This is a genomic window from Streptomyces sp. ASQP_92 (genome assembly GCF_025399895.1).
Taxonomy (GTDB): domain Bacteria; phylum Actinomycetota; class Actinomycetes; order Streptomycetales; family Streptomycetaceae; genus Streptomyces.
Genome location: NZ_JAODUA010000002.1, coordinates 695,195 through 720,140 on the forward strand (window position 1 = coordinate 695,195; position 24,946 = coordinate 720,140).

Sequence of the window (24,946 nt, forward strand, 5' to 3'; positions counted from 1 at the left end):
CAGGGCCGCCGACGGTTGTCGGCGGCCCTCGCGTGTGCCGCGCGAAAGGTACGGCACGACACGCCGACGGGGGAGTCGGGCCGCTCCATCGCGGGCAAGCAACGGGGAGGAAGAGGTGGTTCCGGCCCGCTCGCGGAGGGATTCTCATGGGGATCTACGGGCAGGACTGGGCGTCGTACCAGTCGTCGACACCGGACACGAGCGGTCTGTCCTTCGCCTTCGTGAAGGTCACCGAAGGACTCTCGTACATCAACCCGCGCTGGGTGTCACAGCGCGACCACGCCAAGGCCAACGGCCTGGTGTGGGGCGGCTATCACTACCCCAATATGGCCAACAGCCCCCAGGCGGAGGCCGACCACTTCATCCGGCAGGTCGACTGGCGGCCCGGCGACGTGGTGATCCTGGACTGGGAGGGCTACGACGCGGCGAACTCGCGCGTCGCCAAGTCCACCCAACGCGCTTACAAGAACGCCTGGTTGAGGTATGTCAAGGGGCGCCTGCCGCATCACCCCGTCGGCATGTACGCCAACCTCGACTACTGGTGGAACGTCGACCAGGACGGCTACTGCGCCGACTTCCTGTGGATCGCCACGGCCGGGCGCGCGGCCGGCGACCCCGGGATCCGGGCGCCCTGGATGTTCCACCAGTACGGCGAGTCCAACGGCCTCGACCACGACTACTGCCACCTCGCCGGCCTCAGTGAACTGCGCAGGTGGGCCCTCTCGTTCCAGCCCTCACCGCCTCAGGAGACCGACATGCCCCAATGGATCATCGGCCACGTCGACCCGGGCGCGCAGCCCACCGTCGTCCTGCTGCCGCACGGCACCGCGTGGGACACCTACAACCGCCGGCTGCACCTCGGCATGGACCAGATCACCGACACCCCGGCGGTCGGCTCGGTCCGTGTCGCCCTGCACAACGGCACCGGCTGGCGGGACATCAGGGACGTACAGGTGCAGGCCGCGAGCGGCGCCGTCGATGTGAACATCACCAGCGGCGATGTGAAACTGAGCCTCCAGACCGACACCGCGGGCGTCACCTTCGCCATCGAGACCTGGTAGCGACCGCACGCGAAGAGCCGGAACTCGGCCGTCCTCCTCGGCGACGCACGGCGCCGGGCGTGACACCCTGGGCACTCCTGTCCCAAGTCATGCGAGGAGGCGGGCGCGCGTGCGGCCGACCCAGCCGGGGGAGACCCCCGCAATCCTGACGGTGCTCGGCGAGGAGCGGCGGCTCCGCAAGGAACTCGGCTTCTGGAGCCTGACCGCGATCGGCTTCTCCAACATCCTCGGCTCGGGCTGGCTGTTCGCCGCGATGTTCGCCGCCCAGACCGCGGGACCCGCCGCCCTGCTGTCCTGGGTCGGCGCGGGAGTGCTGTGTGCGCTGGTGGCGCTTGTGATGGTCGAACTCGGGGCCACCCGGCCGGAGGGCGGCGGCACCGTGCGGTGGCCGCTGTACGCCAGCGGACGCCTGGTCGGCACCGTCGTCGGCTGGTCGGTGCTCCTGTCGGTGGGCGGCACCGCGGCGGAGATCAGCGCGATCATGCAGTACGCCGCGCACTATCTGCCCGGCCTCTACGACAACGGCCGCCTCACCGGCTCCGGCCTCGCCGTGGCGAGCGGCCTGAGCGTGCTCCTGACGGCGCTCAACTGGTTCGCGGTGCGCGCCTTCGCCCGGCTCAACAACCTGGTGTCCCTGTTCAAGGTCCTCGTCCCGGTCCTCACCGTGGTCGCCCTCTTCCTCTCCGGCACCCACTCCGGCCGCCTCACCGACCACAGCGGCTTCGCACCGTACGGCTACGCGGCCTGTCTGACCGCGCTCGCCGGCGGCGGCATCGTGTACTCCGTCAACGGCTTCCAGGCCCCCCTCGACTTCTCCGGCGAGGCACGCAACCCGCGCCGCACCGTGCCGCTGGCCGTGCTCACCGGGATCGGGCTCGCGGTGCTCGTCTACCTCGGCCTGCAACTGGCCTTCCTGTTCACCGTGCCCGACTCGCTCCTCGGCCACGGCTGGCAGGGCGTCAACTTCGACTCGCCCTTCGGCCAGCTCGCCCTCGTCCTCAACCTGCACTGGCTCGCCACGCTGCTCTACGCGGACGCGGTGGTCTCCCCGGGCGGCTCGGCCTACGTCGGCGTCGCCATCGACGCCCGGCACACCTACGCCCTCGCCAAGAACGGGCTGCTGCCCCGCTTCTTCATGCGGATCGACCCCCGCTCCGGCACCGCACGCCGCGCCCTGGTGCTCAACCTCCTGGTCATCATCGTCTTCATGCTGCCGTTCGGCGGCTGGCAGGACATCGTGAGCGTGATGGGCGACATGTATCTGATCGTGTACGCCGCCTCGGCGGTCGCCGCCGCCGCGTTCCGCGCCCACGACAGGGACCGCGGGCTCCCGCCCTCGGACGGGCAGGTCGCCGGGGTGCACTGGATCGCGCCGATCAGCTTCGTCGTGGCCAGCGAGTTCGTGTTCTGGTCGGGGTGGCACCATCTGCGGCTCGCCCTGCCCCTGGTCCTGGCCGGCGTCCCGCTGTTCCTGATGCTGCGCCCCGACGCCGAGGGCCGCTCCTCGCGCGACGAACTGCGCCACGGCGCCTGGCTGGTGTTCCATCTGGCGGCGCTCACCCTGCTTTCGTGGCTCGGCACCTTCGGAGGCTCGGGCCACCTGCCCGCACCGTACGACTCCCTCGTGGTGGGAGTCCTGGCGCTCGGTGTGTTCTTCTGGGCGGTCCGCTCCGGCACGGCACATCTGCGCACGGCCCCGGTCACCGCACTACCCGCGGACTGACACGACAACTGTCCCCACCGGCACGGCAGACGGCGCCGACGGGAGCTCGGACCGGCTGCCGAATCCACCCAACTGCCCCAAGGCCGCCCATCCGGCGAGCGGATGTGCGGAACACCCGTCGCGGCGTGTCCATCCGGTGTTACCTTCCGTGTCAATCGATGCGGAAGGTACGCCTTTGGCGTGTCGGTTCCGGGGGCTGGGGGGTCGCGGTGGGGGATCTTGACGCGGCAGAGGGCGCGGACGCGTTCCTGCGGCACATGTTGTGGCGGTATCCAGGTCAACGGCAGCCGATCGTGGCCCTGTTGGGGCCCCGGCAGTCGGGCAAGACCGACGTGTTGCAGGCGGTGTCGCGCGCCTGCGGCGGCACCGTGATCCATGCGGCGCTCGACTTCGAGGAGAACCCGGTCGACCCGGTCTCCGCTGCCGCGCTGGCCGCGTTCCAGATGATGCGCGGCTGGGACAACCTGCGCCACGGCCCGGTGTTCCACCGGTTCGGGCTCGGCCTGCTGGCCCTCAACGAGAACCTGGACGCGGACCGCGGCCGGGCCGCCGAGCAGATACGCGAGCTCATCAAGCAGTACGTACGCAGCACCCCGCCCGGCAGAATCGCCGACCGTCTGGGCAACGTCGCGGCCGGCACCATGGACATCGTCGCCCAGGGCGTGCTGAGCCCGCTGGTGTCGGGGCCCGCGCGCGAGGTGGTCACCGCCGTCCGCGAGCAGGCGAAGCCCGTCATCGGCTCGCTGTTCCAGAGCGCGGCGCGCTGGGGCGTACGGGACGCGCTGCGCTGGCACATCAGCGTGCCCGAGGCCGAGTCCGCCCGCTCCATCGACGCGTTGATCCGGCTCAGTTCCACCTCCCGGTCCGCCGCCGTCGGCCACCTGATGGCGGCCTTCCTCGCCGACGTCAAGGCCCAGGCCGAACGCCATCCTCCGCTGCGCTCCGCGTGCTCCTGCGTCCTGCCCACCCGCGGTGGCCGCCGCGACCGGCACGACCACGCCTGGGTGCTGCTGGCCGACGGCGCGCAGACCCCGGCAGGACGCCGCTTCCTCACCGAACTCGCCGCCGCCCGCGCCCGCAACCAGCGGTCCGACCCGGACGGCACGGGCGCGGCCGACCCCCTCCTGGTGCTGTCCGCCTGTGAGCAGTGGCAGTCCGAGTGGACGTCCTGGTGGTGCGAGCCCTGGCGCCCGACCCCGCGGCCCGGCACGCCCCAGCGCCGGGTCCCGCTGCTCACCCGTGCCACCAGGACGCTGTGGGCCGCCGAGAACGACGCCGCCGTCGGCGCCGAACGCGGTGAGGCCGCCGCCTGGTGGTACCCGGTGTGGCTCGACCCGATGACCGAGGAGCAGGTCGGCTACCGGATGGACCGCTCCGATCCGTCCCCCGCCCGCCCGCTGCCCGCCTCCGTCGTCCACCGCCTCACCGGCGGCCACCGGGGCGCCGTCTCCGCCGTCCTGGACGGACCCTTCGCGGCGCACCCCGGCCCGCACGGCCCCGCCGTGTCGATGGTCGCCCCCGCCGACGAGGACGGCACGCCCCTGTGGTCGTACGCCCTGGAGAAGGGCCTGCCCGACGGACTGCCCGTGCCCGGCACTCACTGGAGCACCACCCCCGCGGTCGTGCTGGCCGCCGCCTATCTGGCCGATGTGCGCACGGCCCACGACCCGCGGCTGCCCGCGCTCTCCCCGGAGCTGCCCCGGGGCCTGGAACTCCTGCGCCGCCACCTGTGGGTGAGCACCTTCACCCACCGCCCCTCCCGCATCCGCCGGATCGGCTGGGGCGACGCCGACGTCCCCGCGACGCTGCACCCCTGGCTGGCCCGCTCCGCACTCACCGCCCTCAACATCGCGCCGCCCGCGGGGCCCACCGAACCGGCGCCCTGGCACGAGGTGTTCACCGACCAGTTCCTCGCGCTCGACGAGCCGGCGCCGGGCGGCGACGGCGCGGCCGTGGAGCGAGCGCTCTTCCACGACCTGGCCCTCGGACGCTTCGCACCGGTCGCCGCCGCCCTCGCCGACCGGTTCGACGAGGACCACCGGGCGTGGATCCGCCTGCTCGACTACCTGTCGTCCGCGCCCTGCCGGTTGCTGTACGACCATGCGCCGCAGGACGCGTACGCCACTCTGCTCGACGGGGTGGAGGACGGCGGGCAGACGGTCTTGGCGGTGGCCACCGCGAAGCTGCTCGCTCTGCTGTGGCTGTACAACGACCCGCTGACCGAGCACACCCGGCGCTGGGACGGCGAGATACAGGAATGCTTCACCCGCCTCGCGCACAACTCCCGCCTGCTGGACGTCAGTCCGCTCCAGCAGGCGGCGGCCGCCTTCGCCTAGCCCCACGGCGGCCGCGGCACCCCCGCGCCCGCCGATCGCACCGCAAGGAGTGTCCATGCCACCCGCTGTAGGCAACCCGCGCTTCGGCCGGCTGCGCCGCCACCCCGTGCTGACGGCCCTCGCGGCGCTCGTGATCCTGACCGGCCTCGTCTTCGGCGGGCGCTGGAGCTACGACCGCCTCTTCCCGCCCTCGCTGACCTGCGGCACCGGCATGACCGCGACGGGAACACCCCTCGCCTGCGCCGGAGTGAACATCGACAGCGGGCCCTTCACCGACCAAGAACCCACCCGCATGCGGGAGTTGGAGAAGATGGTCAAGTCGGCCAACGACGAGGTGAAGGGTCCCTACACGAGCATCGTCCTGATGCTGGACCTGTCACCCGTCTCCGACGTGGACACCCTGACCTACGCATCGCTCTACCCCAACATCGAAGGCGCCCTCGCCGCCGTGTGGCGGGCCAACCACACCGCCGCGTACGGCAGTACCCCCGCGGTCAAGCTGTACCTCGCCAACATGGGCAGCCAGTACGGCTCGTGGGAGAAGACGGTGGCCCAGCTGAAGGCGCAGGCGAACGGCGAGCACATCTCGGCGGTCGTGGGCCTGGGCCAGTCCACCGACCAGACCCGCCGCGCCGCCGCGGCGATCTCCTCCCAGCTGCACATCCCCATCATCGGCTCCACGGTGACCGGCGACTCGATGAACCTCGACCCCGCCGACCCCACGGGCAAGAAGCAGATCGTCGACATGTTCCGGGTCTCCCCGACCAACTCGGACTCGGTGATCGCGGCCACCCAGTACGTGTCCACCCTGCGGCCCGCGGTGACCTCCCTCGCCGTCGTCGCGGACAGCGTCACCGGCGACGACTACACCCAGACCCTCGCCGAGGCCGCCAAGACCAAGTTCAAGGCCCCGGGCCGCACCGTCACCGTGCTCCCGTACACCTCGCCCAGCGATCTGCCCGCCGGATCGGGCCGTCAGGCCTATCTGGTGCAGCAGTTCAATCTCATGCACGCCAATCTGTGCCAGGCCGCCCCTTCCGTGGTCTACTTCGCGGGCCGGGGCCGCGACCTGGGCGCGTTCGTGGAGAACTGGGTGCAGGGCCCGCCCTGCGGGATCGCGCAGCTGCACATCCTGGCCGGCGACGACGCCTCGGAGTCCATCCGCGACAAGGCAGTCCTGAGCGGCATCGCCTCCGGCCGGGTCACCGTTGCCTACACCTCGCTGGCCAGCCCCGACGAGTGGGGCAAGGAGTGCCCCGGTTCGGACGCCAAGCACAACTACGACCAGTTCTGGAGCGCCTTCACCGGTCGCCCCGACCCCTGTACCGGACAGCCGTTGTCCACCGACCAGGACGTGGCGTCCCTCGCTTTCGACCCCGTCGACCTCGCGAGCGGCCAGGCGATGCTGACCCATGACGCGACCGTGGCGGCGATCAGCGCGGGCCGGCGCGATGCGGTCGGCCTGAAGAACCCGGGCCTGGAGACCGGCATCCTGCACCAGTTCTACTGCGCCCAGATGCTGCCCGGAGCCAGCGGCTGGCTGTCGTTCGGCGCCGACGGCTCGCCCGCGGGCAAACCCACTCCCGTGGTGCAGCTCGGCGCCGACGGCTCGGCCAAGACGGTGGCCCTGACCTGGCCGGACGGCGCCCCCAACCTGAGCCTGCCGCAACGCGGCGGGAAGGGCGCGCCCGGTTGCTGAGCCGCCCGGCCCGCGGCGGCCCGGCGGCCGTCGCGGGTGGGTGGCCCTCTGCCCGCATGAACCGCCCGTGGCACGGTACCCGGAGAGTGAGGTGGTGGCCGTCCGGGCCGCCGGACACTCCCCAGGAGGTGGCTTCGCATGACGGAGCCGACGAGTCAGAGGCCGATGAGCCAGCCGCCCACGAGCCGGCCCCCGCATCAGCCGCCCGAGGGCCGGACGCAGATGAGTGCAACCCTGCACAAGCCCGAGTCGGACGAGTTCCGGGCGGACGCGGACAGCACGACCCTGGAGCCGGCCAGGAGCGGCGCGGGCGAGGCGCCCGCGACCCGCGGCCGGACCAGCATCGCCGGCGGTGTCGTGGAGAAGATCGCGGGGATGGCGGCCCGCGAGGTGCCCGGAGTCGAGTCCCTGGGCAGTGGTCTCGCCCGGACGCTCGGCGCGATACGGCCGGGCCGCGCCTCGGTCACGCGCGGGGTCAAGGTCGAGGTCGGCGAGCGCCAGACCGCCATCGACCTGGAGGTCGTGGTGGAGTACGGGGTGAGCATCCCCGAGGTGGCCGCGGAGATCAGGATGAACGTCATCGGGGCCGTGGAGCGCATGACGGAGCTGGAGGTCGTCGAGGTGAACATCGCCGTCAGCGACGTTCACCTGCCGGAGGAGAGCGAGCCCGAGGCTTCCGGAACCCGGCTTCAGTAGCATCGCCGCGACAGCGCGACGGAAGGCGGCTCGATGAGCACCGAAGTAAAGGTCGGCCTGGTCCTCGGGGCCATCGCCCTCCTGGCGACGGCCGTGGTGGCGGTCGTCCTGACCATCCGCCTGGTACGGGCCCGCAAGCTCCTCCAGGACGCCGGCATCCCCCTGACCCACAAGGCCGCGTGGTGGGGCGCGCTGCTCTATGTCATCAGCCCGATCGACCTCCTGCCGGACCCGATCTACCTGGACGACATCGGCGTGCTCCTGCTCGCCCTGCGCACCCTGCACATGGCGGCGGCCCGCGCCGGAACCAGCGAGGAGAAGCTCGCCGTGGAGACGGCTCCGCAGCGCGGCAGCCGGACGTGGTGAGCGCCACGCGCATCCAGCCGCCGAACAGGGCGGGCGCGGGTGCGCTCCCGGCTCCCCGGACCGGCCCGGCGCAAACCCGCCGTCCCGGAACCGGCAACGAAAGTTGCCACCACCGTCCGGCGGGCGCACGCTCCTGCCTATGACCCCACACAACGATTCCGCCCCCGCCCACCAGCACGGCCACGGTCACCAGCACGGCGACCTCGACTGGGAGGCCATGGCGGCCCACCTGGAGAACAGCGGTGAACTCCATCTCCCCGTCCTGGGCCCGACGGCGGCCCGGCTGAGCGAACTGCTCGGCCCCGACCGGAGGGCCCGGCGCGTCCTCGACATCGGCAGCGGGCCGGGGGTCATGACCTCGGTACTCGCCGAGACGTTCGCGGACGCCGAAGTGGTGGCGGTGGACGGGGCGCCCGCGCTCCTGGAGCACACCCGGGGCCGTGCCGAGCGGCTCGGCGTCGGCGCCCGGGTCGGCGTCCGGCACGCGGAACTGCCCGAGGGCCTGGACGACGGGCTCGGCACGGCGGACCTGATCTGGAGCAGCAAGGCCGTGCACCACGTCGGCGACCAGCAGGGAGTGCTGGACGCGCTGGCCCGGCTGCTGAACCCGGGGGGCCTGCTCGCCGTCGCGGAGGGCGGTCTGCCCCCGCGCTTCCTGCCGCGCGACATCGGCACCGGAAGGCCGGGGCTACAGGCCCGGCTCGACGCCGCCCAGGAGCACTGGTTCGAGATCATGCGGGCCGAGCTGCCCGGCAGCACCACCGTGGTCGAGGACTGGCCCGCGATGCTGCGCCGCGCCGGCCTCACCCGGGTCCACAGCTTCACGTTCCTGCTCGACCTGCCCGCACCGCTCGGCGGGCCGGCCCGCACCTTCCTGCACGCCCAGCTCACCCGCCTGCGCGAGATGATGGGCGAGTCCCTGGACGCCGACGACGTCAAGACCCTCGACCTGCTGCTCGACTCCGACGCGCCGGACGGCATCCTGCACCGGCCCGACGCCTTCCTGCTCTCGGCCACCACGGTCCACACGGGCGTACGCCCCGCTTGACGGCCGCGCCCGGGTCCCAACTCCTGCTCACATCAAGGTAGTTGGGTCCGTCGCGCCGGGTGGGCGTCACTCAGTAATGTGCGGACGCCCACCGCCCGACCCCCGCCCTGGACGCACGGCTAGCGCTGGACGTGGCCCTTGGCGAGGTCCCACTCGCGGTGCAGGGAGCCCAGGGGAATGCGGTGCTCGATCACCGGTGTGCCGAACACCGAGAGGTGGAAGTCGAGTCGGCCATTGAGGTCGAAGCCGCCGTACACCGCCCAGGACGCGCTCGCCGATGCCGTGCCGGTGCTGGACGCGGCCGCCTCGGCCGAGGCCTCCCCGCGCAGATAGGGGGCGAAGTCCGCGGTGACGCCGACGGCCCCGTACAGGCCGACCGAGGCCTCGGCGCCGAGCGCGCCCTTGACCTTTCCGGCCGCCGATACCTTCGCGTCCACCGGCGTGCTGTGCACGGCCGACGCGCTGACCGGGGCCCAGCCCTTGCCCGCCGTGTAGCTGCCGCCGACCCGGAAGTCGCCCTTCACGTCCTGCTGGACGTCGAGGGTGACCTGACCGTCGGCCTCCACCTGCACGTAACAGGTCAGGTCGAGATTGACGACTACGGGCACCGGCCCCACCTGGATGACCGGGGCGCTGTGCAGCTTGGCGAACGGGATCCGGCGCGGTGCCCCCGTGCTCGCGGCGGCGCGGCCCTTGAGCGCCCACCGCGAGGACCAGTCACCGCTCATGCCGAGGAAGGCGGAACCGGGGCCGTGCCCGCCGTCCTTGCCGCCGTCGTAGGAGAACTGCACCTGGGGGGCGAGCTGGACGAAGCCGGAGACCGAGGCCGCCGCCGAGGCGGGGGCGTCCTTGGCGGTGTCCACCGCGGCGTTCACATCGAGGCGCAGATCCCCCAGCGGCAGCTTCGCGCCCTGCGGCCCGAACCGCACGCCCTGGCTCTTGGCCCACGAGATGGTGACGCCCTTCATCAGGGGCACGACGCTCACCGAGGCGGGGTCGACCGCCACCTTGCCGTCGGCCTTGTCGTCCTTGAGGACGGAGGCCAGCGTCGTGGGGGCGGTCTTGACCTCGGTGCCGCGGTCGGTCCTGCCGACGACCTCGGTGACCTTGGCGAGCAGCCCGTCGGGGGCGCCCGGCGCGGGCGCGCTGGCGATGACGTCGCCGACGGCGACGGGCTTGCCGGGCGCGGGAGAGTGGCTCGGCGTGGCGGTGTGACCCTGGGGGGCCGCGGCTATGACGGCGCGCCCGCTCGCCCTGTCGTAGGAGGCGACCTTCAGCGAGGACTTCTCCGGCTGCCCCGCGCCGCTGCGCGTACGGGCCAGCGGTGTCGGGGCCGGCGAGCCCTGCGGCGCGGCGTTCACTTCGAGCTGCTGGGTCCCGTCCGCCGCCGACGAGGGGGTGGCCGCGCTTCCCGGCCCGGCCGCCGCGGTGGGCGGCGGCGCGGAACAGCCCGTGCCGGCCAGCGCGAGTGCGGTCAGGCCGGGGAGCAGGAGGCGTCTGGTGAGCGTGCGCACGTAGGTGTGACCTTCGAGTTGGGGGAGTGGCCGCTACCGACAGGTAACGTAAAGATGATCATGCCATGGGCCCGAGCCCCCGGTCATCTTCGTACCCTGCCAACTCGCCTGCTCCACAAGGCTGTTGAAGCTTCACTCACGCGGGGTGCCCGTGGCCTCCAGGGGTGCCGTGCGCCGCCACGGATGCAGGGCCTCCAACTGGGCTGCCAGATCGAGCAGTTGATGCTCCGAACCGGGCCGCCCGACGAGCTGCACGGAACCGGGCAGGCCCGAGGGCAGCGTCCCGAACGGCATCGCGAGGGCGGGCCGGCCGGAGAGGTTCCAGGGCGGGGTCATCGGCGAGCAGGCGGTGTTGGCCAGCACGTTGGCCGACCAGCCGCGCTCGTGCCACGCGCCGGCCGCCGGCCCCGGACGGGCGAGCGCCGGGGTGAGCAGCACGTCGTACTCCTCGAAGAACGGGTCGAGCCGCTCGTTCAGCGCCGCGCGGTGGTCCGTGCGGAACATGCCGAGCCGTCCGGCCAGTCGCCCGATCCGCGCGTGGCGCCGGGTGCGGGGCGCCAGCAGGCGCGGATCGAGACCGCGGGCGTCCTGCGCGACGCCCCCGGTCCAGCGGGCCAGGATCACCGCGCCGAAGGACAGCGGGTAGGGCGGATGGGCGGTCGCCACGCGATGGCCCGCCCCGGAGAGCGTGCGAGCGGCCCGCCGGGCGAGCGCGGCGTAGGCGGCACCGACGCGGACCCCCGCGATCGGGCTGCGCGTCGAGAACGCGATGGTGAGCCGGCCGCTCCGGCGTCCCGGCGAGGGGGCGCCCTCGTCCTCCTGTCCGCCGGACCCGTCCCCGGCCAGGTCCCCGGCCAGGTCCCCGGCCGGTTCGCCCGCGAGCACCGAGAACATCAGGCGCGCGTCGGCGGCGGTCGTCGCCAGCGGCCCGTGCTCCGACATCCCGAACCAGCCTCCGCCGAGTTCGACGGGTATCCGGCCCGTGCCCGGCTTGAGCCCGATGAGCCCGCAGTGCGCGGCGGGAATGCGCAGGGAGCCCATGCCGTCGTTGCCGAGCGCGATCGGCACCAGGCCCGCCGCGACGGCCGCCGCGCTGCCCCCGGACGAGCCGCCCGCCGTACGGGTCGGATCCCAGGGGTTGCGGGCGATGCCGTGCACCCCGTCCGTGGTGCCGAAGACACACAGCTCCGGTACGTGGGTGAGCCCCACCACCACCGCGCCCGCCGCCCTGAGCCTGGCCACCGTGACATGGTCCTCGGCGGCCGGGACGGTGGAGGTGGCCGCGGAACCGTTGCGGGTGCTCTCGCCGCGTACCGGCAGATTGTCCTTGATGGCCACCGGCACGCCCGCGAGCGGCAGTTGGGCCAGATCGGGTCGTGCCCCGACCTCGTCCGCCTCGGCCAGCGCGGCGGCGCGCACCACGCGGAACGCGCCGACGCGGCCGTTCACTTCGGCGATCCGGGCCAGATGGTCGGCCACCACTTCCCGTGGCGTGGCCTCCTTGCGGCGCACCGCCTCGGCCAACTCGACGGCGGTCCGGCCTGCCCACTTGCTCACGATGGCTCCTCGGTTGGCTGGGTCACGAAGACTGAGGAGGCCACTGTGTACGGTCGTGCGCGCCCTGTCGACAGTGCGATCTGCCCCGACCGGGGCCGCCGGCTTCCTCATGCCGGAGGCCGGCCGGAAGCGGAGTCCGGGGAGATCGCCGGGGCGGGGGAGTACTGCGCGGTGCCATGGCCCAATGACCAGTCGATCGAGCTGTTCTCGGTGAGCGCGATGAACACGTTGCGCGGCTCGGTACCCGCGTAGGCGTGGGCCAGTTCGGCGATCCGCCGGTAGAGCGCCCGCTTCCGTTCCGGGGTCCGCCCGGCGCGCAAGGTGATCGCCACGTACACGATGCCGTCGTCGCGCGGGATCCCGAGGTAGTCGCCGTACCGCAGCGTGCCACCGGTCCCGTCGTGGCCGACGAGAACCTGGAACCGGTCGTCGGGCGGGATGTCGAGGGTCTCGACGAGGGAGTCGTGCACGGCATGGCCAAGGGCGTCGAGACGCTCGCCGTCGGCGCCGAGGGCGTCGATGCGGACAAACGGCATTAAGGGGTTCCTCTCTCCGGTCGTCGGCCGAGCGGGCTGGGGTGCGCGGTGCACTCCGCCTTCTCGGGTGGTGACATCACTGTACATACTAGTAGGTACAGTGGGGTCATGGGGATCTCTGGCCCTGGGCGGGATGCCCTTGCTCGACGCCCAACTCCTGTGTCCAGCCAGCGCTTTGACGTAGCGTCAGAAAACCGACAGGCCCGTCAACGTCGTGAAGCGGTCCAGTGCCGCCACCCCCGCCACCGAGTTGCCGCGCTCGTCCAGGCCCGGGCTCCAGACGCACAGGGTGCAGCGGCCGGGCACGACGGCGATGATGCCGCCGCCGACGCCGCTCTTGCCGGGCAGCCCCACACGGTGGGCGAAGTCGCCGGCCGCGTCATAGGTGCCGCAGGTGAGCATGACCGCGTTGATCTGCTTGGCCCTGCTGCGGGTGAGGAGGGACGAACCGTCGGCGAGTATGCCGTGCCGGGCCAGGAAACCGGCGGCGCGCGCCAGGTCGGCGCAGGACGCTTCGAGGGAGCACTGGCGGATGTACTGGTCCAGGAGGTCCGGCACCGGGTTGCCGATGTTGCCGTAGGACGCCATGAAATGGGCGAGTGCGGCGTTGCGATCGCTGTGGGCGGCCTCGGAGGTGGCGACCTGCTCGTTGAAGTCGAGGCGGTCGTTGCCGGACTCGGTGCGAAGGAACGTGCGCAGGGTCCCGGCCGCGTCGCCGGTCAGGGTCTGGAGGCGATCGGTGACCACGAGCGCGCCCGCGTTGATGAACGGGTTGCGCGGGATCCCCGCCTCGTACTCCAGCTGCACCAGCGAGTTGAAGGGGTTTCCGGAGGGCTCGCGCCCGACGTGCTCCCAGAGCTCCTCGCCCTCCCGGGAGAGGCACAGGGCGAGGGTGAAGACCTTGGTGATGGACTGGGTGGAGAACGGGTGCTGCCAGTCGCCCACCCCGTAGACGGTGCCGTCGAGTTCGGCGACGGCCATTCCGAACCGCCGGGGGTCGGCCGAGGCCAGGACGGGGATGTAATCGGCCGGGCGGCCGCGGCCGGGGGTGGCGGCGATCTCGGTGGCGATGCGGTCCAGGACCGACTGGAAGGACGTGGACACGCTCAACTCGCTCCGGCTTTCTGCGGCACTGCACGACCCCACCACCCTACGGCCCCGACGGCAGACGTTCCTACGCGGCCGCCCAGGTGGGGGGCGGTCTTTCGGTCGGCAGTGGGGGCGTGGAGCGGGGGATCGGGCCGTGGCGAGGGCGCGAGCGGCGGTTACGCGAAGCCGAGGCGCGGATCGGTGCCGGTCAGTTCACAGCTGGCGGCCCACAGCCCGGCGGCGACACGGGGATCGGCCATGTGGGCCGGGACGGGTTCGAGCCGTGGGGTCCCCCGTAGGCCGAAGACCCTCGGTCCCCACAACTGGCCTCCCCGCACTTCCGGGTCGAGGACGGCCCGCACGATGGGCCAGGCACCGGCGTCCTTGCCCTGCACCATGAGCCCGGCGGGCAGGGCGCGCAGCCGCTCGCCGGGAGTGGTCAGGTGGATGGGCGGCCGGGACGGGGTGAGGGAGTCCAGGGCGCCGCCGGGGTGGGCCACCACGCTGAGCACCGGGCTGCCCAGGGCGCGCAGATGCCGGTCGAGTGCGAAACCGAAGGACATCTGCGCCAGCTTCGACCGCCCGTAGGTGCGCTTGGGCCGGTAGTCCTCGTGCGCGTGCAGATCGTTCAGGTCCAACCGCTCGGAACGCGCCGCGAAGCTGCCCACCGTCACGACGCGGGCCGCCGGTGCCGCCGAGAGCAGCGGGGCCAGGTGCTGGGTGAGGGCGAAGTGGCCGAGGTGATTGGTGGCGAACATCAGCTCGTGGCCGTCCTTGGTCTCGCGGCGCGGCGGGTCGTCGAGCGCGATCCCGGCGTTGTGGACCACGGCGTCGAGGTGATCGAGGTCGAGCCGGTCCGCGGCGGTCTTCAGGGACGAGGGATCGGCGAGGTCCAGGTGGAGGTGGCGCAGGTCGGCCCCGGCGGCGCGGGAGCGGATCGAGGCCATGGCCGCGTCGGCCTTCGCGGCGTCCCGGCTGCCCAGCACCACGACGGCGCCGGTGGCGGCGAGCTGCTCCGCGACGAAGTAGCCGATTCCGGCGTTGCCCCCGGTGACCAGGAAGGCCCTGCCCTCGGCCGACGGGAGCCGGTGGACGTCCCACGAGCGGTTCTGGGGTGCGGAAGACACGATGACAGGCTCCTTGCGCTGGGGCAGTGTGCTCACGGGGAGCACCGGCCCGTCCAAAGTCGCAACCTCCGCCGACATTCCGCCGACACGTCGCGATCACCACCGACAGAGTCCCGACACGCCATATTCGGGTGCCGCCCGGTCCCGGTGATGGGTACGGTTGCGGCCAGGGGGCGCCCGGTGCGCGGGACATGGGTACTTCGGTGCCAGAGGACCGGGTTCGGCCCGGCGGCCGGGAGCGATCCCGGCAGTGGTGTAAGCAGCACACTGGCTTAATTCACTACCCATGGCCGACCTTGATCTCGGGCGCCCCCTGTTCGCGAACCACGCCTCCGAGCCGCACCTCGGGTCGGCACGCAGCGGACGCGGCGCATGACACGAACGAGGGGGCTTCCCCGGCGGGAAGCCCCCTCGCGCGATCCGCTCCGCACCTTGCGGAGCCGGGGCGTCTCAGGCGCGCTGCGCGGCGACGAGTTCCGCCGCCTCCTCGTCGGTGGCGACCGACGGCGGCGAACCCTCCAGCGGCTTGCGGGCGGTCTCCTTCATGGCGAGCGCGGCCACCAGGCCGACAAGACCGGCCAGCATCGTGTAGAAGGCGGGCATCAGGTCGTTGCCGGTCGCGCCGATCAGGCCCTGGACCACGAGCGGCGTCGTACCGCCGAACAGCGACACCGAGATGTTGAACCCGATGGAGAGCGAGCCGTAGCGGATCGCCGTCGGGAACAGGGCGGGCAGCGCCGAGGACATGGTGCCCATGTAGCAGACCAGGGCGAGACCCAGCAGGAGCAGCCCGGTGAAGACCGCGGCCGTGCCGCCCTGCTTGATGAGCAGGAAGCAGGGCACCGCGAGCACGATGAAGCCGAGCGAGCCACCGATCAGGACCGGCTTGCGGCCGACCCGGTCCGAGAGCCGGCCCACCGAGTTGATGATTGCCATCAGCACGATCATCACGGCCACGATGGACATCAGGCCGGCGGTCTCGTCGAAGCCAAGCGTGGAGAGGTAGGTCGGCATGTACGAGAGCAGCATGTAGTCGCAGATGTTGAACGCGGCCACCAACGCCAGGCACAACAGCATCGCCCGTCCGTTGCCGAAGAGGATGCGCTTGAGCGGCAGCTTCTCGTGCTCGACGGCGGAAGGCCCCGCTTCCTCCAGCTTCTTGAAGGCGGGGGACTCGTCGAGCTTCAGCCGCAGATACAGGCCGACGACGCCGAGCGGCCCGGCCACCAGGAACGGAATCCGCCAGCCCCACTGCTGCATCGCGTCATCGCTGAGCAGCACGGTGAGCGCGGTCACCAGGGACGCGGCCACGGTGTAGCCGATCAGCGTGCCGAACTCCAGGAAGGAACCCCAGAACCCCCGGCGCTTGTCCGGTGCGTACTCCGCGATGAACGTGGCGGCGCCCCCGTACTCGCCGCCGGTCGAGAAGCCCTGGACCATGCGGCACAGGATCAGCAGGACGGGCGCCCAGACGCCGATGGTCGCGTAACTGGGGATCAGGCCGATCGCCAGCGTCGCCGCGGCCATCATGATCATGGTGAGGGCGAGGATCTTCTTCCGTCCGACCCGGTCACCGAGCGGCCCGAAGAACATGCCGCCCAGGGGCCGGACCAGGAAGGCGGCGGCGAACGTCGCCAGCGACGCGATGACCTGCATGGTGTCACCGGCGCCGGAGAAGAAGACCTTGCCGATGATGACGGCGAGATAGGAGTAGACGCCGAAGTCGAACCACTCCATGGCATTGCCCAGCGCCGTGGCCTTGACCGCGCGCTTGACGGCGGCCTCGTCGGTGACGGTGATGTCCGAGCGGCGCAGCGCGGGGTTGCGCCTGCGATGAATCGCCCGGAACAGGGAACGGTGCCGGGTGACTGCCTCTGGTTGATGATCTTCGGTGCTCAGCACGCAACGTCTCTCTCGTTCGGCAACTGCAGGGGTGGCGGGTCGGACTGTCGCCGGACGGCTCACCCGCCGACGGCGTCCTCCGCCGAGCCCGCTTCCCGGACGGCCATGGCGCCGCGCCCCATGAAAATCGCCTCCACCTGCGTTGATCGCGTTTTCCGACAGAGGTACGTCTGGCCGCTTCCGCTGATCCCAAACGGGGTGGCCGAGAGCGCGATGCCGAACCGGGAGGTGCTCCCGGCCCGGCGGAGGAGTCGCTTGAGGCGGCCCGGGCGGGGTGCGTCGCAAAACGGTTTGACCTTGGTGGGGCCGGGCGCTGGGATGGCGGCCATGAGCGCGACACGGATGCACCCCGATGAACACCCCATGAGCGACGACCTCGTGAGGCGGCTGATCGCCGGGCAGTTCCCGCGGTGGGCGGGCCGTGCGGTGGAGCGGTTCGCCTCCGGTGGCACGGTCAACGCCATGTACCGCCTCGGCGACGATCTGGTCGTACGGCTGCCTCTGGTGGCGGGCGGAGCCGGTGATGTGCTGATGGAGCAGGAGTGGCTGCCGCGCCTCGCGCCTCTGCTGCCCACGCCCATCCCCGAGGTGCTCGGCTTCGGGCGGCCCGCCCAGGGGTACCCGTGGCCGTGGTCGGTGTACCGGTGGCGGAACGGCGAGAACCCGGAAGCGGGAGCGTTGCGGGAGCCCCTCGCGCTGGCCGAGGACCTGGCCGGGTTTGTGAAGGCGATGGGGAGCGTCACCCTGCCCGGGGCGCCAACTGCCCACCGGGGTGGGCCACTTGGCACCCTCGACGAGGAGACCCGCCACGCCATCCGGCTGCTGCGCGACATCCCCGAGGAGGGGGTCGACTGCGACGCGGCGGAAGCCGTATGGCAGGACGCGCTGCGCGAGCCCGACTGGGACGGCCCGCCGGTATGGCTGCACGCCGACCTCATGCCGGGCAACCTCCTGGTGGAGCGGGGCCGGCTCGCGGCGGTGATCGACTTCGGGTGCGCGGGCGTCGGCGATCCCGCGTGCGACCTGTTTCCCGCGTGGAACCTGCTCCCGGCCGACGGGCGGCAGGTCTTCCGCGAGGCGCTCGGCGTGGACGACGCGATGTGGCGCCGAGGCCGCGCCCGCACACTCTCCCAGGCCCTGATCGCGCTGCCCTACTACCGGACCACCAACCCCTCGATGGCGCGCAACGCCCGCCATGTGATCGGAGAGGTGTTGCGAGAGGTGCGGGTTCAGGTCGCCAAGTAGCTTACGCAGCAGCCGAATTGGCGGTGCGGATGCGCCGATGCCCGGCCAGGTGGCGACCTGGCCGGGGCGCGTCGAGGGGGGCCCGGCGAGCGGCTACCCCCGGCCTCGGGGAGGTGGGAGCTTCCCCTCGGCCTGGGGCGAGGTCGGTCCAGCGGCTTCCCCCCCCGGCCTCGGGGAAAGGCCGGCCCAGCGGGTTCCCCCGCGCCGCAGGGCGGTCTCAGCCGAGCGGCTTCTCAAGGACCGCCTTGCGGTGGCTGAACGTCTCGATGGAGTAGCGGCCGTGGTAGTTGCCCATCCCGCTCTCGCCGACCCCGCCGAACGGCAGGTCGGAGACGGTCAGATGGGCGAGCGGCAGACCGAAGCCCAGGCCCCCGGACGACGTCTCCGCGGCCAGGCGCGCGCGGGTGCCGTCCGACTCGGTGAAGGCGTACAGGGCGAGCGGCTTGTCGCGGTCGTTGATGAACCCGATGGCCTCGTCCAGGTCCGCCACCGTGACGATGGGCAGGATCGGCCCGAAGATCTCCTCGCGCATGACGGGTGACGCGGGGTCGACGTCGGCCAGGACGGTCGGCGCGATGTACTTGGCGGCCCGGTCGGTGCCGCCACCGGTCACGGTCCGGCCGGAGTCGAGCAGCGAGCTGAGCCGGTCGAAGTGGCGCTCGTTGACGATCCGCCCGTACTCGCGCGCCTCGCGCGGCTCGGCACCGAAGAGCTGCTCCACGGCGCGGACGAACTCGGGCTCCAGGGCGCGGGCGGTCTCCGGGTCGGTGAGGACGTAGTCCGGCGCGACACAGGTCTGCCCGGCGTTGAGGAACTTGCCGCGCGCGAGCCGGTCGGCGACCACGGACAGGTCGGCCCCGCGGTCCACGAACGCCGGGGACTTTCCGCCCAGTTCGAGGGTGACCGGAGTGAGGTGCTCGGCGGCGGCCCGCATCACGATCCGGCCGACCGTGCCGTTGCCCGTGTAGAAGATGTGGTCGAAGCGTTCCGCCAGGAGCGCGGTGGTCTCGGGCACGGCGCCTTCCACCACGGCGACGGCGGCGGTGTCGAGGTGGCGCGGCAGCAACCGGGCCAGCGCGGCGGAGGTCGCCGGTGCCAGCTCACTGGGCTTGACCACCACGGTGTTGCCCGCGGCCAGCGCGCCCAGCATCGGCGTCAGGAGAAGCTGGACCGGATAGTTCCAGGGGGCGATGACCAGGACGACGCCCAGCGGGTCGTACTGGGTGTGCGCCGTCGCGTCCGCGCCGAGGTGCGCCGGAACCGGGGCGGGCTCGGGGCGCAGCCACTCGGCGAGGTGCTCCAGGGTGTGGTCGATCTCGCGCACGGTGAAGTCGATCTCGGTGCGGAAGGCCTCGGTGGAACTCTTGCCGAGGTCGGAGTGGAGGGCCTCCGCGAGCTCGGCACCGTGCGTCGTGAGCATCTCGCGGAGTCGGCGCAGCTGCGTGGTACGCCACTCGATGGGCTGGGTGCGCCCGGAGCGGAAGGTGGCGCGCAGCCGCGCGACGATCTCGGCGGGCTGCTCGGGGGTGTGGTCGTTCACAGTGCCTCGCTGATCAGTGCCGACCCGGCGGTGGGGGCCGCGGGTCTCTCCGAAAGGTTGATGCATATACCAACCATTGAGATCGGCCAATCATTCCAATATCGCCACCACTACTTCTCGTGACGAGTCCGGAACGGGGTGCGAGGTGGGGAGTGGCTGGCCTGCCACGGCGCTCGGCACCGAACGGCATCGGGGCGCAGCGGCTGCCCGGACGGACCGCCCCCACGCTCGCCGCGACCACCATCGCGATGGCCACGCACTGCGCCGCCGAGAGACCTTGGTGCAGGACGAGGTACCCCGCCGGCGCGGCGACGGCCATCGCGATCGCCGGCTCGTCCAGGCGCGGAAAACGGGCGCCCGCACGGGAGTTGAGCAGGAGGTGCGGCGCGCACGTCATCGCGCCCCGTGGTCCTGGCCCGGCGCGAGGGCCCGGGGCGCCCGGCCATCCCCGACCTGCCGGCCCTCGCGCGCCAGGTGCTCGCACCCCGCGATGTCTGAGCAGCGGGAGGCCGCCGCAGGCGCGCCCTCCGGTGACACCTACATGCGGGGCTGGCCGTAGTACCGGGCGAACCGCTCCAGATACGAGGGTTCCGCGGCATGCTCGGCCGGGTCGTACTCGGGAGCGTTGCGGATCTCCTCCTTGGTCCGGCCGACCTGGACCGTCCGCTCGGCGGTGTCGATGCGTGTGATGGTTCCGACGGGCAGCAGCACCCGCTTGCCGAAGATCCAGACTCCGGTGTCGACCACGAGATAGGCGGCGCCGACGGTCTCGGAGTGGTCGTCGATCTTGCCGATATGACCGTCGGTGGCTTCCACCCGGTAGCCGACGAGCTCAACTCCCGCCCGATACCCGGCAGTTGGGTGGTAGTCCCAGATGTCGTCGTTCACAGCTGCCTCTCCGGTCTCGCTGTTCCTGCGGCTCTCCGGTCTCTCTGCTCCTGCGGCCGTGCCGCTCCTCGATTGCGGTGAACGTACGCCGACGACCCGGCCGCCGCACCTCGGCCCGGCCGCCGTGTGACGCAGAGTGATGCTTCGGGGTGCGAATGGTGGGGGTGTGGGTCACGACGGGGCGCGGTCAGGGCCGGGCCGCCGGCCGAGGGTGACGCGGGGCCGCTCGGAGCGGCGTCGCGCGCCACCGCCTCCCTGCCCTTCGTCCGATGCCGGAGCACACGATGCTGTCGCCCCACTGGTACGTCGTCCACGCCCTCCTCTCCCTGCTGCGCAGCAGGGAGAGGAGGGCCGTCCGGTCGCCGCTGGACTCGGGGGCCCTTCAGGCCCGGGACGATGCCGCGTACACGCTGTGCGTCCTGATGGGGGAGCGTTCGATGGCCGCGGCGGTGGAAGCGGCCGAGCGCTATCTGGCCCGCGCCCGGGAAGCGGCGGAAACCGGGGGCCAACCGGCCCTGTAGGGTCAGGCGGTTCGGGGGGACACGAACACGATGACGGAGGCCACCTGCTCGCGCTTGGGGTGGGTGTCGGCGCCGCCGAGCCCGTAGTGGGTCTCCACGCGCTGGACGACCAGGGGGTGGCCCGTGATCCACAGGGTGACGGTCTGCCCGACGACGGGGATGGGCAACGGGCCCTCGAACATGGCGAGTTCGACCGCCTCCGCCCCGTCCGTGGCGTGGACGAACGTCATGATCTGGCGGGTGCGCGCGAAGTCCTGCTCGAAGTCGACCTTGTCGCGGGCGGCGAGGGTGGCGGTGATGGCATCGGGAAGGCTCATGGGCCCATCATCCCGCGCCACCGGACCGTCACCCTCCGCCGGGGCCACCCGTCCGGTCGGACGGACGCCTGCTCGTCGAGCGGATTGTTGGTGTATGTCCTAGCTTGGGATCGTCAGTGATCCCGATCGGTAGGAGTTCGCCGTGGGCGACAGCGCCATGGACAAGATCAAGGGCAAGGCCAAGGAAGCCGCGGGCAAGGCCACCGGCAACGACCGGATGGCCGCCGAGGGCAAGACCGACCAGGCAAAGGGCAAGGCCAAGGACGCCATGGAGAACATGAAGAAGCGTGCTGAAGGAACCAGGGACTCGCTGACAGACAAGCGCGACGACATCTGAGCGGTGTTCACAAGCCCCCGGCCGTCTCCGGCCGGGGGCTTCGTCGTGCGCCCGGGCCCCCAGACGGGGGCTTTGCCGTGCCCCCGGGCCCCCGGCCGGGGGCTTCGTCGTGCGCCCGGGCCCCGCGTCGCCCGGCCGGCGTGCGCCTGGCTCGCACCCCGGGGCGGCCCCGTCACCGCCAACCGATCAGGAACGGAGAAGCGCGGTCGGCAGCGCGGAACTAGCGTGATCAACACCTCGGTCCACCGGCCCGGCACCCCGCGTCACGTCAGCACTCGACGCCGAGGTGACGCACGACCGGACCGACCGTGACGATGCGACCCACGACTTCAGGAGCGACCATGACCACCGGCTCTTCCACCCAGGGAATCAAGACCGTGCTGCACCCGGTGTCCGACCTGGCGGCGGCCAAGGCGGTGTACAGCGCGCTGCTCGGCGTCGCGCCCACCACCGACGAGCCGTACTACGTCGGCTACGAGACCGGGGGCCAGCAGATCGGCCTCGTGCCGAACGGCGCCGAGCAGGGCATGACCTCGCCCGTCGCCCACTGGCACGTGCCCGACATCGAGGCGAAGCTCGCCGAGGTGATCGCCGCGGGCGCCAAGGTCAAGGAGCCGACGCGTGATGTCGGCGGTGGCCGACTGGTGGCCACGTTCACCGACCCCGACGGGAACGTCCTCGGGCTGATCCAGGGCTGACCAGCGCGCCCGGAGCCAACGGGCCTCGCGTCGGACGGCGGGGCATCCCGTCCCGCCGGCCGCCCCGATGAGCGCACGGCGGACCGTTGCCGTGGCCCGCCCGACGAAGTAGAACCGTACGTACCGCGCACAGCCGACACGTGCACCACAGCCAAGCCGGGCCATACCGGCGGGGGCCGCTCATGTGGCCGCCGCCCTACAGATGGAGAACGCGATCAGCATGGCCAAGAGGACGGACACGCAGCCGCCCGCGCCCCACGCCGCAGACAGCCACGACATGATCCGCGTGCACGGGGCACGCGTGAACAACCTCAAGGACGTCAGCATCGAGATCCCGAAGCGCCGCCTGACGGTGTTCACCGGCGTCTCCGGTTCGGGCAAGAGCTCGCTGGTGTTCAACACGGTCGCCGCGGAGTCGCAACGGCTCATCAACGAGACGTACAGCGCCTTCGTGCAGGGCTTCATGCCGACGCTCGCGCGCCCCGAGGTCGACGTGCTCGACGGCCTGACCACCGTGATCACCGTTGACCAGCAGCGGATGGGCGGCGACCCGCGCTCCACGGTCGGCACCGTCACCGACGCCAACGCCATGCTGCGCATCCTCTTCAGCAGGCTCGGCAAGCCGCACATCGGCTCGCCCAAGGCGTTCTCCTTCAACGTCGCTTCCATCAGCGGCGCCGGCGCGGTCACCGTGCGGCGCGCCGGGCAGGAGGTGAAGGAGAGACGCAGCTTCAGCATCACCGGCGGCATGTGTCCTCGCTGCGAGGGCCGGGGCTCGGTCACCGACATCGATCTGACGCAGCTCTACGATGCCGGGAAGTCGCTCAACGAGGGCGCGTTCATGATCCCCGGCTACACCGGCGGCGGCTGGAACTCGCGGCTCTACATCGAGTCGGGCTTCTTCGACCCGGACAAGCCGATCGCCAAGTTCACCAAGAAGGAACTCCAGGACCTGCTGTACCGCGAGCCCACCCGGATGAAGATCGCGGGCATCAACATGACGTACGAGGGGCTGATCCCGCGCGTCCAGAAGTCGATGTTGTCCAAGGACACCGACTCGATGCAGCCGCACATCCGGGCCTTCGTGGAACGCGCGGTCACCTTCACCACCTGCCCCGACTGCGACGGCACCCGGCTCAACGAGGGCGCACGCTCCTCGAAGATCAAGCGGATGAACATCGCGGACCTGTGCGCCATGGAGATCAGGGACCTGGCCGAATGGGTCCGCGCCCTGAAGGAGCCCTCGGTGGCGCCGCTCCTGGCGACGCTGGTGGAAACCCTCGACTCGTTCGTGGAGATCGGCCTCGGCTACCTCTCCCTGGACCGGCCGTCGGGCACGCTGTCGGGCGGCGAGGCCCAGCGGGTCAAGATGATCCGCCACCTCGGCTCGTCACTCACCGATGTGACGTACGTCTTCGACGAGCCCACCATCGGGCTGCACCCCCATGACATCCAGCGCATGAACGACCTGCTGCTGCGGCTGCGCGACAAGGGCAACACGGTGCTCGTCGTGGAACACAAGCCGGAGACGATCGTGATCGCCGACCACGTCGTCGACCTGGGCCCCGGCGCGGGCACGGGAGGCGGCACGGTCTGCTTCGAAGGGACCGTCGAGGGGCTGCGCACCAGCGGCACCATCACCGGCCGCCACTTCGACGACCGCGCCGCCGTCAAGGACGAGGTGCGCCGCCCCAGCGGCACGCTGGAGATCCGTGGCGCCGCCGCCCACAACCTGCGGAACGTGGACGTCGACGTTCCGCTGGGCGTGCTCACCGTCGTCACCGGTGTCGCCGGGTCCGGGAAGAGCTCGCTGGTGCACGGATCCATCCCGGCGGGCGAGGGTGTCGTATCGGTCGACCAGAGCGCGATCCGCGGCTCACGGCGGAGCAACCCCGCCACCTACACCGGGCTGCTCGACCCGATCCGCAAGGCGTTCGCCAAGGCCAACGCGGTGAAGCCGGCGCTGTTCAGCCCCAACTCCGAGGGCGCCTGCCCCACGTGCAACGGCGCGGGAGTCATCTACACCGACCTGGCGATGATGGCCGGGGTCGCCACCACCTGTGAGGAGTGCGACGGCAAGCGGTTCGAGGCCTCGGTGCTCGACTACCACTTCGCGGGCCGCGACATCAGTGAAGTGCTCGCCATGTCGGTGACGGAGGCCGCGGAATTCTTCGGCGCGGGCGAGGGGGCGACACCCGCCGCACACCGCATCCTGACCCGGCTCACCGACGTGGGCCTCGGCTACCTCAGCCTCGGCCAGCCGCTCACCACTCTCTCCGGCGGCGAGCGCCAGCGACTCAAGCTGGCCACGCACATGGGGGAGAAGGGCGGGGTGTACGTCCTCGACGAGCCGACGGCCGGACTGCACCTCGCCGACGTCGAGCAACTCCTGGGCCTGCTCGACCGGTTGGTGGACTCCGGCAAGTCCGTCATCGTCGTGGAGCACCATCAGGCCGTCATGGCCCACGCGGACTGGATCATCGACCTCGGCCCGGGCGCCGGTCACGACGGCGGCACGGTCGTCTTCGAGGGCACCCCCGCACAACTGGTCGCCGCCCGCTCCACCCTGACGGGCGAGCACCTCGCGAAGTACGTCGGCGCCTGACGAGCCCGACGAACGAGTTCACGTTCCGTCTTGCGTCGCCCAGTCGCCGGGGTTCGCGATGTGCGAGATGTTCGCGATACGCATGGCATCAACAGGTGCGCTGGACAGGCGAGTTGAAGGGCGTATGGCGCGCCGCTTCCC

21 protein-coding genes and 1 pseudogene are annotated in these 24,946 nt (G+C 71.7%); 12 read left to right on the forward strand and 10 right to left on the reverse strand.

Annotation, left to right across the window (positions count from 1 at the left end; all coding sequences use genetic code 11):
- Positions 1–146 precede the first annotated feature (146 nt).
- The 7 genes from N4G70_RS09135 to N4G70_RS09165 all read left to right on the forward strand — a co-directional run bounded on the left by N4G70_RS09135 (position 147) and on the right by N4G70_RS09165 (position 8,929).
- The gene (locus tag N4G70_RS09135; RefSeq protein ID WP_261711988.1) at positions 147–1,061 is read left to right on the forward strand and encodes a glycoside hydrolase family 25 protein; all 915 of its coding nucleotides are present in this window, start codon (positions 147–149) and stop codon (positions 1,059–1,061) included.
- A gap of 109 nt (positions 1,062–1,170) precedes the next feature.
- The gene (locus N4G70_RS09140; protein WP_261711989.1) at positions 1,171–2,784 is read left to right on the forward strand and encodes an APC family permease; all 1,614 of its coding nucleotides are present in this window, start codon (positions 1,171–1,173) and stop codon (positions 2,782–2,784) included.
- A 209-nt stretch (positions 2,785–2,993) separates the two neighbouring features.
- Positions 2,994–5,120 carry an ATP-binding protein gene (locus tag N4G70_RS09145; RefSeq protein WP_261711990.1) on the forward strand — a complete coding sequence of 709 codons (2,127 nt, stop codon included), beginning with the start codon at positions 2,994–2,996 and terminating at the stop codon, positions 5,118–5,120.
- Positions 5,121–5,175: 55 nt separating this feature from the next.
- Positions 5,176–6,819 (forward strand): ABC transporter substrate-binding protein, encoded by a 1,644-nt coding sequence (locus N4G70_RS09150; RefSeq protein ID WP_261711991.1) that lies wholly within the window; start codon positions 5,176–5,178, stop codon positions 6,817–6,819.
- Positions 6,820–7,041: 222 nt separating this feature from the next.
- Positions 7,042–7,515, forward strand: a complete 474-nt coding sequence (locus N4G70_RS09155; RefSeq protein WP_261711992.1) for an Asp23/Gls24 family envelope stress response protein — start codon at positions 7,042–7,044, stop codon at positions 7,513–7,515.
- Positions 7,516–7,548: 33 nt separating this feature from the next.
- Positions 7,549–7,881 (forward strand): YkvA family protein, encoded by a 333-nt coding sequence (locus tag N4G70_RS09160; RefSeq protein WP_261711993.1) that lies wholly within the window; start codon positions 7,549–7,551, stop codon positions 7,879–7,881.
- A gap of 139 nt (positions 7,882–8,020) precedes the next feature.
- Entirely contained in the window at positions 8,021–8,929 is a 909-nt protein-coding gene (locus N4G70_RS09165) for a trans-aconitate 2-methyltransferase (protein WP_261711994.1), read from the forward strand.
- A gap of 119 nt (positions 8,930–9,048) precedes the next feature.
- Here N4G70_RS09165 and N4G70_RS09170 read toward each other — a convergent pair whose 3' ends face one another.
- The 6 genes from N4G70_RS09170 to proP all read right to left on the reverse strand — a co-directional run bounded on the left by N4G70_RS09170 (position 9,049) and on the right by proP (position 16,654).
- Positions 9,049–10,443: a hypothetical protein gene (locus tag N4G70_RS09170; RefSeq protein ID WP_261711995.1), complete on the reverse strand. Its 1,395-nt coding sequence runs from the start codon at positions 10,441–10,443 to the stop codon at positions 9,049–9,051.
- A gap of 132 nt (positions 10,444–10,575) precedes the next feature.
- Complete coding sequence (locus tag N4G70_RS09175) at positions 10,576–12,000, reverse strand: amidase (RefSeq protein ID WP_261711996.1); 1,425 nt, start codon at positions 11,998–12,000, stop codon at positions 10,576–10,578.
- Between the two features lie 107 nt (positions 12,001–12,107).
- Complete coding sequence (locus N4G70_RS09180; protein ID WP_261711997.1) at positions 12,108–12,536, reverse strand: tautomerase family protein; 429 nt, start codon at positions 12,534–12,536, stop codon at positions 12,108–12,110.
- Between the two features lie 186 nt (positions 12,537–12,722).
- Entirely contained in the window at positions 12,723–13,640 is a 918-nt protein-coding gene (locus N4G70_RS09185) for a glutaminase (RefSeq protein WP_399034698.1), read from the reverse strand.
- A 161-nt stretch (positions 13,641–13,801) separates the two neighbouring features.
- Entirely contained in the window at positions 13,802–14,752 is a 951-nt protein-coding gene (locus N4G70_RS09190; RefSeq protein WP_261711999.1) for an SDR family NAD(P)-dependent oxidoreductase, read from the reverse strand.
- 450 nt (positions 14,753–15,202) lie between these two features.
- Positions 15,203–16,654 (reverse strand): glycine betaine/L-proline transporter ProP, encoded by a 1,452-nt coding sequence (gene proP / locus N4G70_RS09195; RefSeq protein ID WP_261712000.1) that lies wholly within the window; start codon positions 16,652–16,654, stop codon positions 15,203–15,205.
- A gap of 327 nt (positions 16,655–16,981) precedes the next feature.
- Between proP and N4G70_RS09200 the strand changes: the two genes are divergently transcribed.
- The gene (locus N4G70_RS09200) at positions 16,982–17,899 is read left to right on the forward strand and encodes an aminoglycoside phosphotransferase family protein (protein WP_261712002.1); all 918 of its coding nucleotides are present in this window, start codon (positions 16,982–16,984) and stop codon (positions 17,897–17,899) included.
- A gap of 217 nt (positions 17,900–18,116) precedes the next feature.
- Here N4G70_RS09200 and N4G70_RS09205 read toward each other — a convergent pair whose 3' ends face one another.
- The 3 genes and pseudogenes from N4G70_RS09205 to N4G70_RS09215 all read right to left on the reverse strand — a co-directional run bounded on the left by N4G70_RS09205 (position 18,117) and on the right by N4G70_RS09215 (position 20,327).
- On the reverse strand, positions 18,117–19,439 hold the full coding sequence (locus N4G70_RS09205; RefSeq protein ID WP_261712003.1) for an aldehyde dehydrogenase family protein: 1,323 nt from the start codon (positions 19,437–19,439) through the stop codon (positions 18,117–18,119).
- 211 nt (positions 19,440–19,650) lie between these two features.
- Positions 19,651–19,767 (reverse strand): annotated as a pseudogene (locus N4G70_RS37135) (EamA family transporter); the annotation flags it as partial.
- A 209-nt stretch (positions 19,768–19,976) separates the two neighbouring features.
- On the reverse strand, positions 19,977–20,327 hold the full coding sequence (locus tag N4G70_RS09215) for a PRC-barrel domain-containing protein (protein WP_261712004.1): 351 nt from the start codon (positions 20,325–20,327) through the stop codon (positions 19,977–19,979).
- Between the two features lie 269 nt (positions 20,328–20,596).
- Between N4G70_RS09215 and N4G70_RS09220 the strand changes: the two genes are divergently transcribed.
- Entirely contained in the window at positions 20,597–20,848 is a 252-nt protein-coding gene (locus N4G70_RS09220; RefSeq protein WP_261712005.1) for a DUF5133 domain-containing protein, read from the forward strand.
- 2 nt (positions 20,849–20,850) lie between these two features.
- On the opposite strand, the gene N4G70_RS09225 is transcribed toward N4G70_RS09220, so the two are convergent.
- Positions 20,851–21,165 carry a hypothetical protein gene (locus tag N4G70_RS09225; protein WP_261712006.1) on the reverse strand — a complete coding sequence of 105 codons (315 nt, stop codon included), beginning with the start codon at positions 21,163–21,165 and terminating at the stop codon, positions 20,851–20,853.
- A 142-nt stretch (positions 21,166–21,307) separates the two neighbouring features.
- Between N4G70_RS09225 and N4G70_RS09230 the strand changes: the two genes are divergently transcribed.
- From N4G70_RS09230 to N4G70_RS09240, 3 genes are all read left to right on the forward strand, one after another.
- The gene (locus N4G70_RS09230; RefSeq protein WP_261712007.1) at positions 21,308–21,502 is read left to right on the forward strand and encodes a CsbD family protein; all 195 of its coding nucleotides are present in this window, start codon (positions 21,308–21,310) and stop codon (positions 21,500–21,502) included.
- Between the two features lie 341 nt (positions 21,503–21,843).
- On the forward strand, positions 21,844–22,200 hold the full coding sequence (locus N4G70_RS09235; RefSeq protein ID WP_261712008.1) for a VOC family protein: 357 nt from the start codon (positions 21,844–21,846) through the stop codon (positions 22,198–22,200).
- Positions 22,201–22,420: 220 nt separating this feature from the next.
- Positions 22,421–24,805: an excinuclease ABC subunit UvrA gene (locus N4G70_RS09240; protein ID WP_261712009.1), complete on the forward strand. Its 2,385-nt coding sequence runs from the start codon at positions 22,421–22,423 to the stop codon at positions 24,803–24,805.
- The last annotated feature ends 141 nt before the right edge of the window (positions 24,806–24,946 follow it).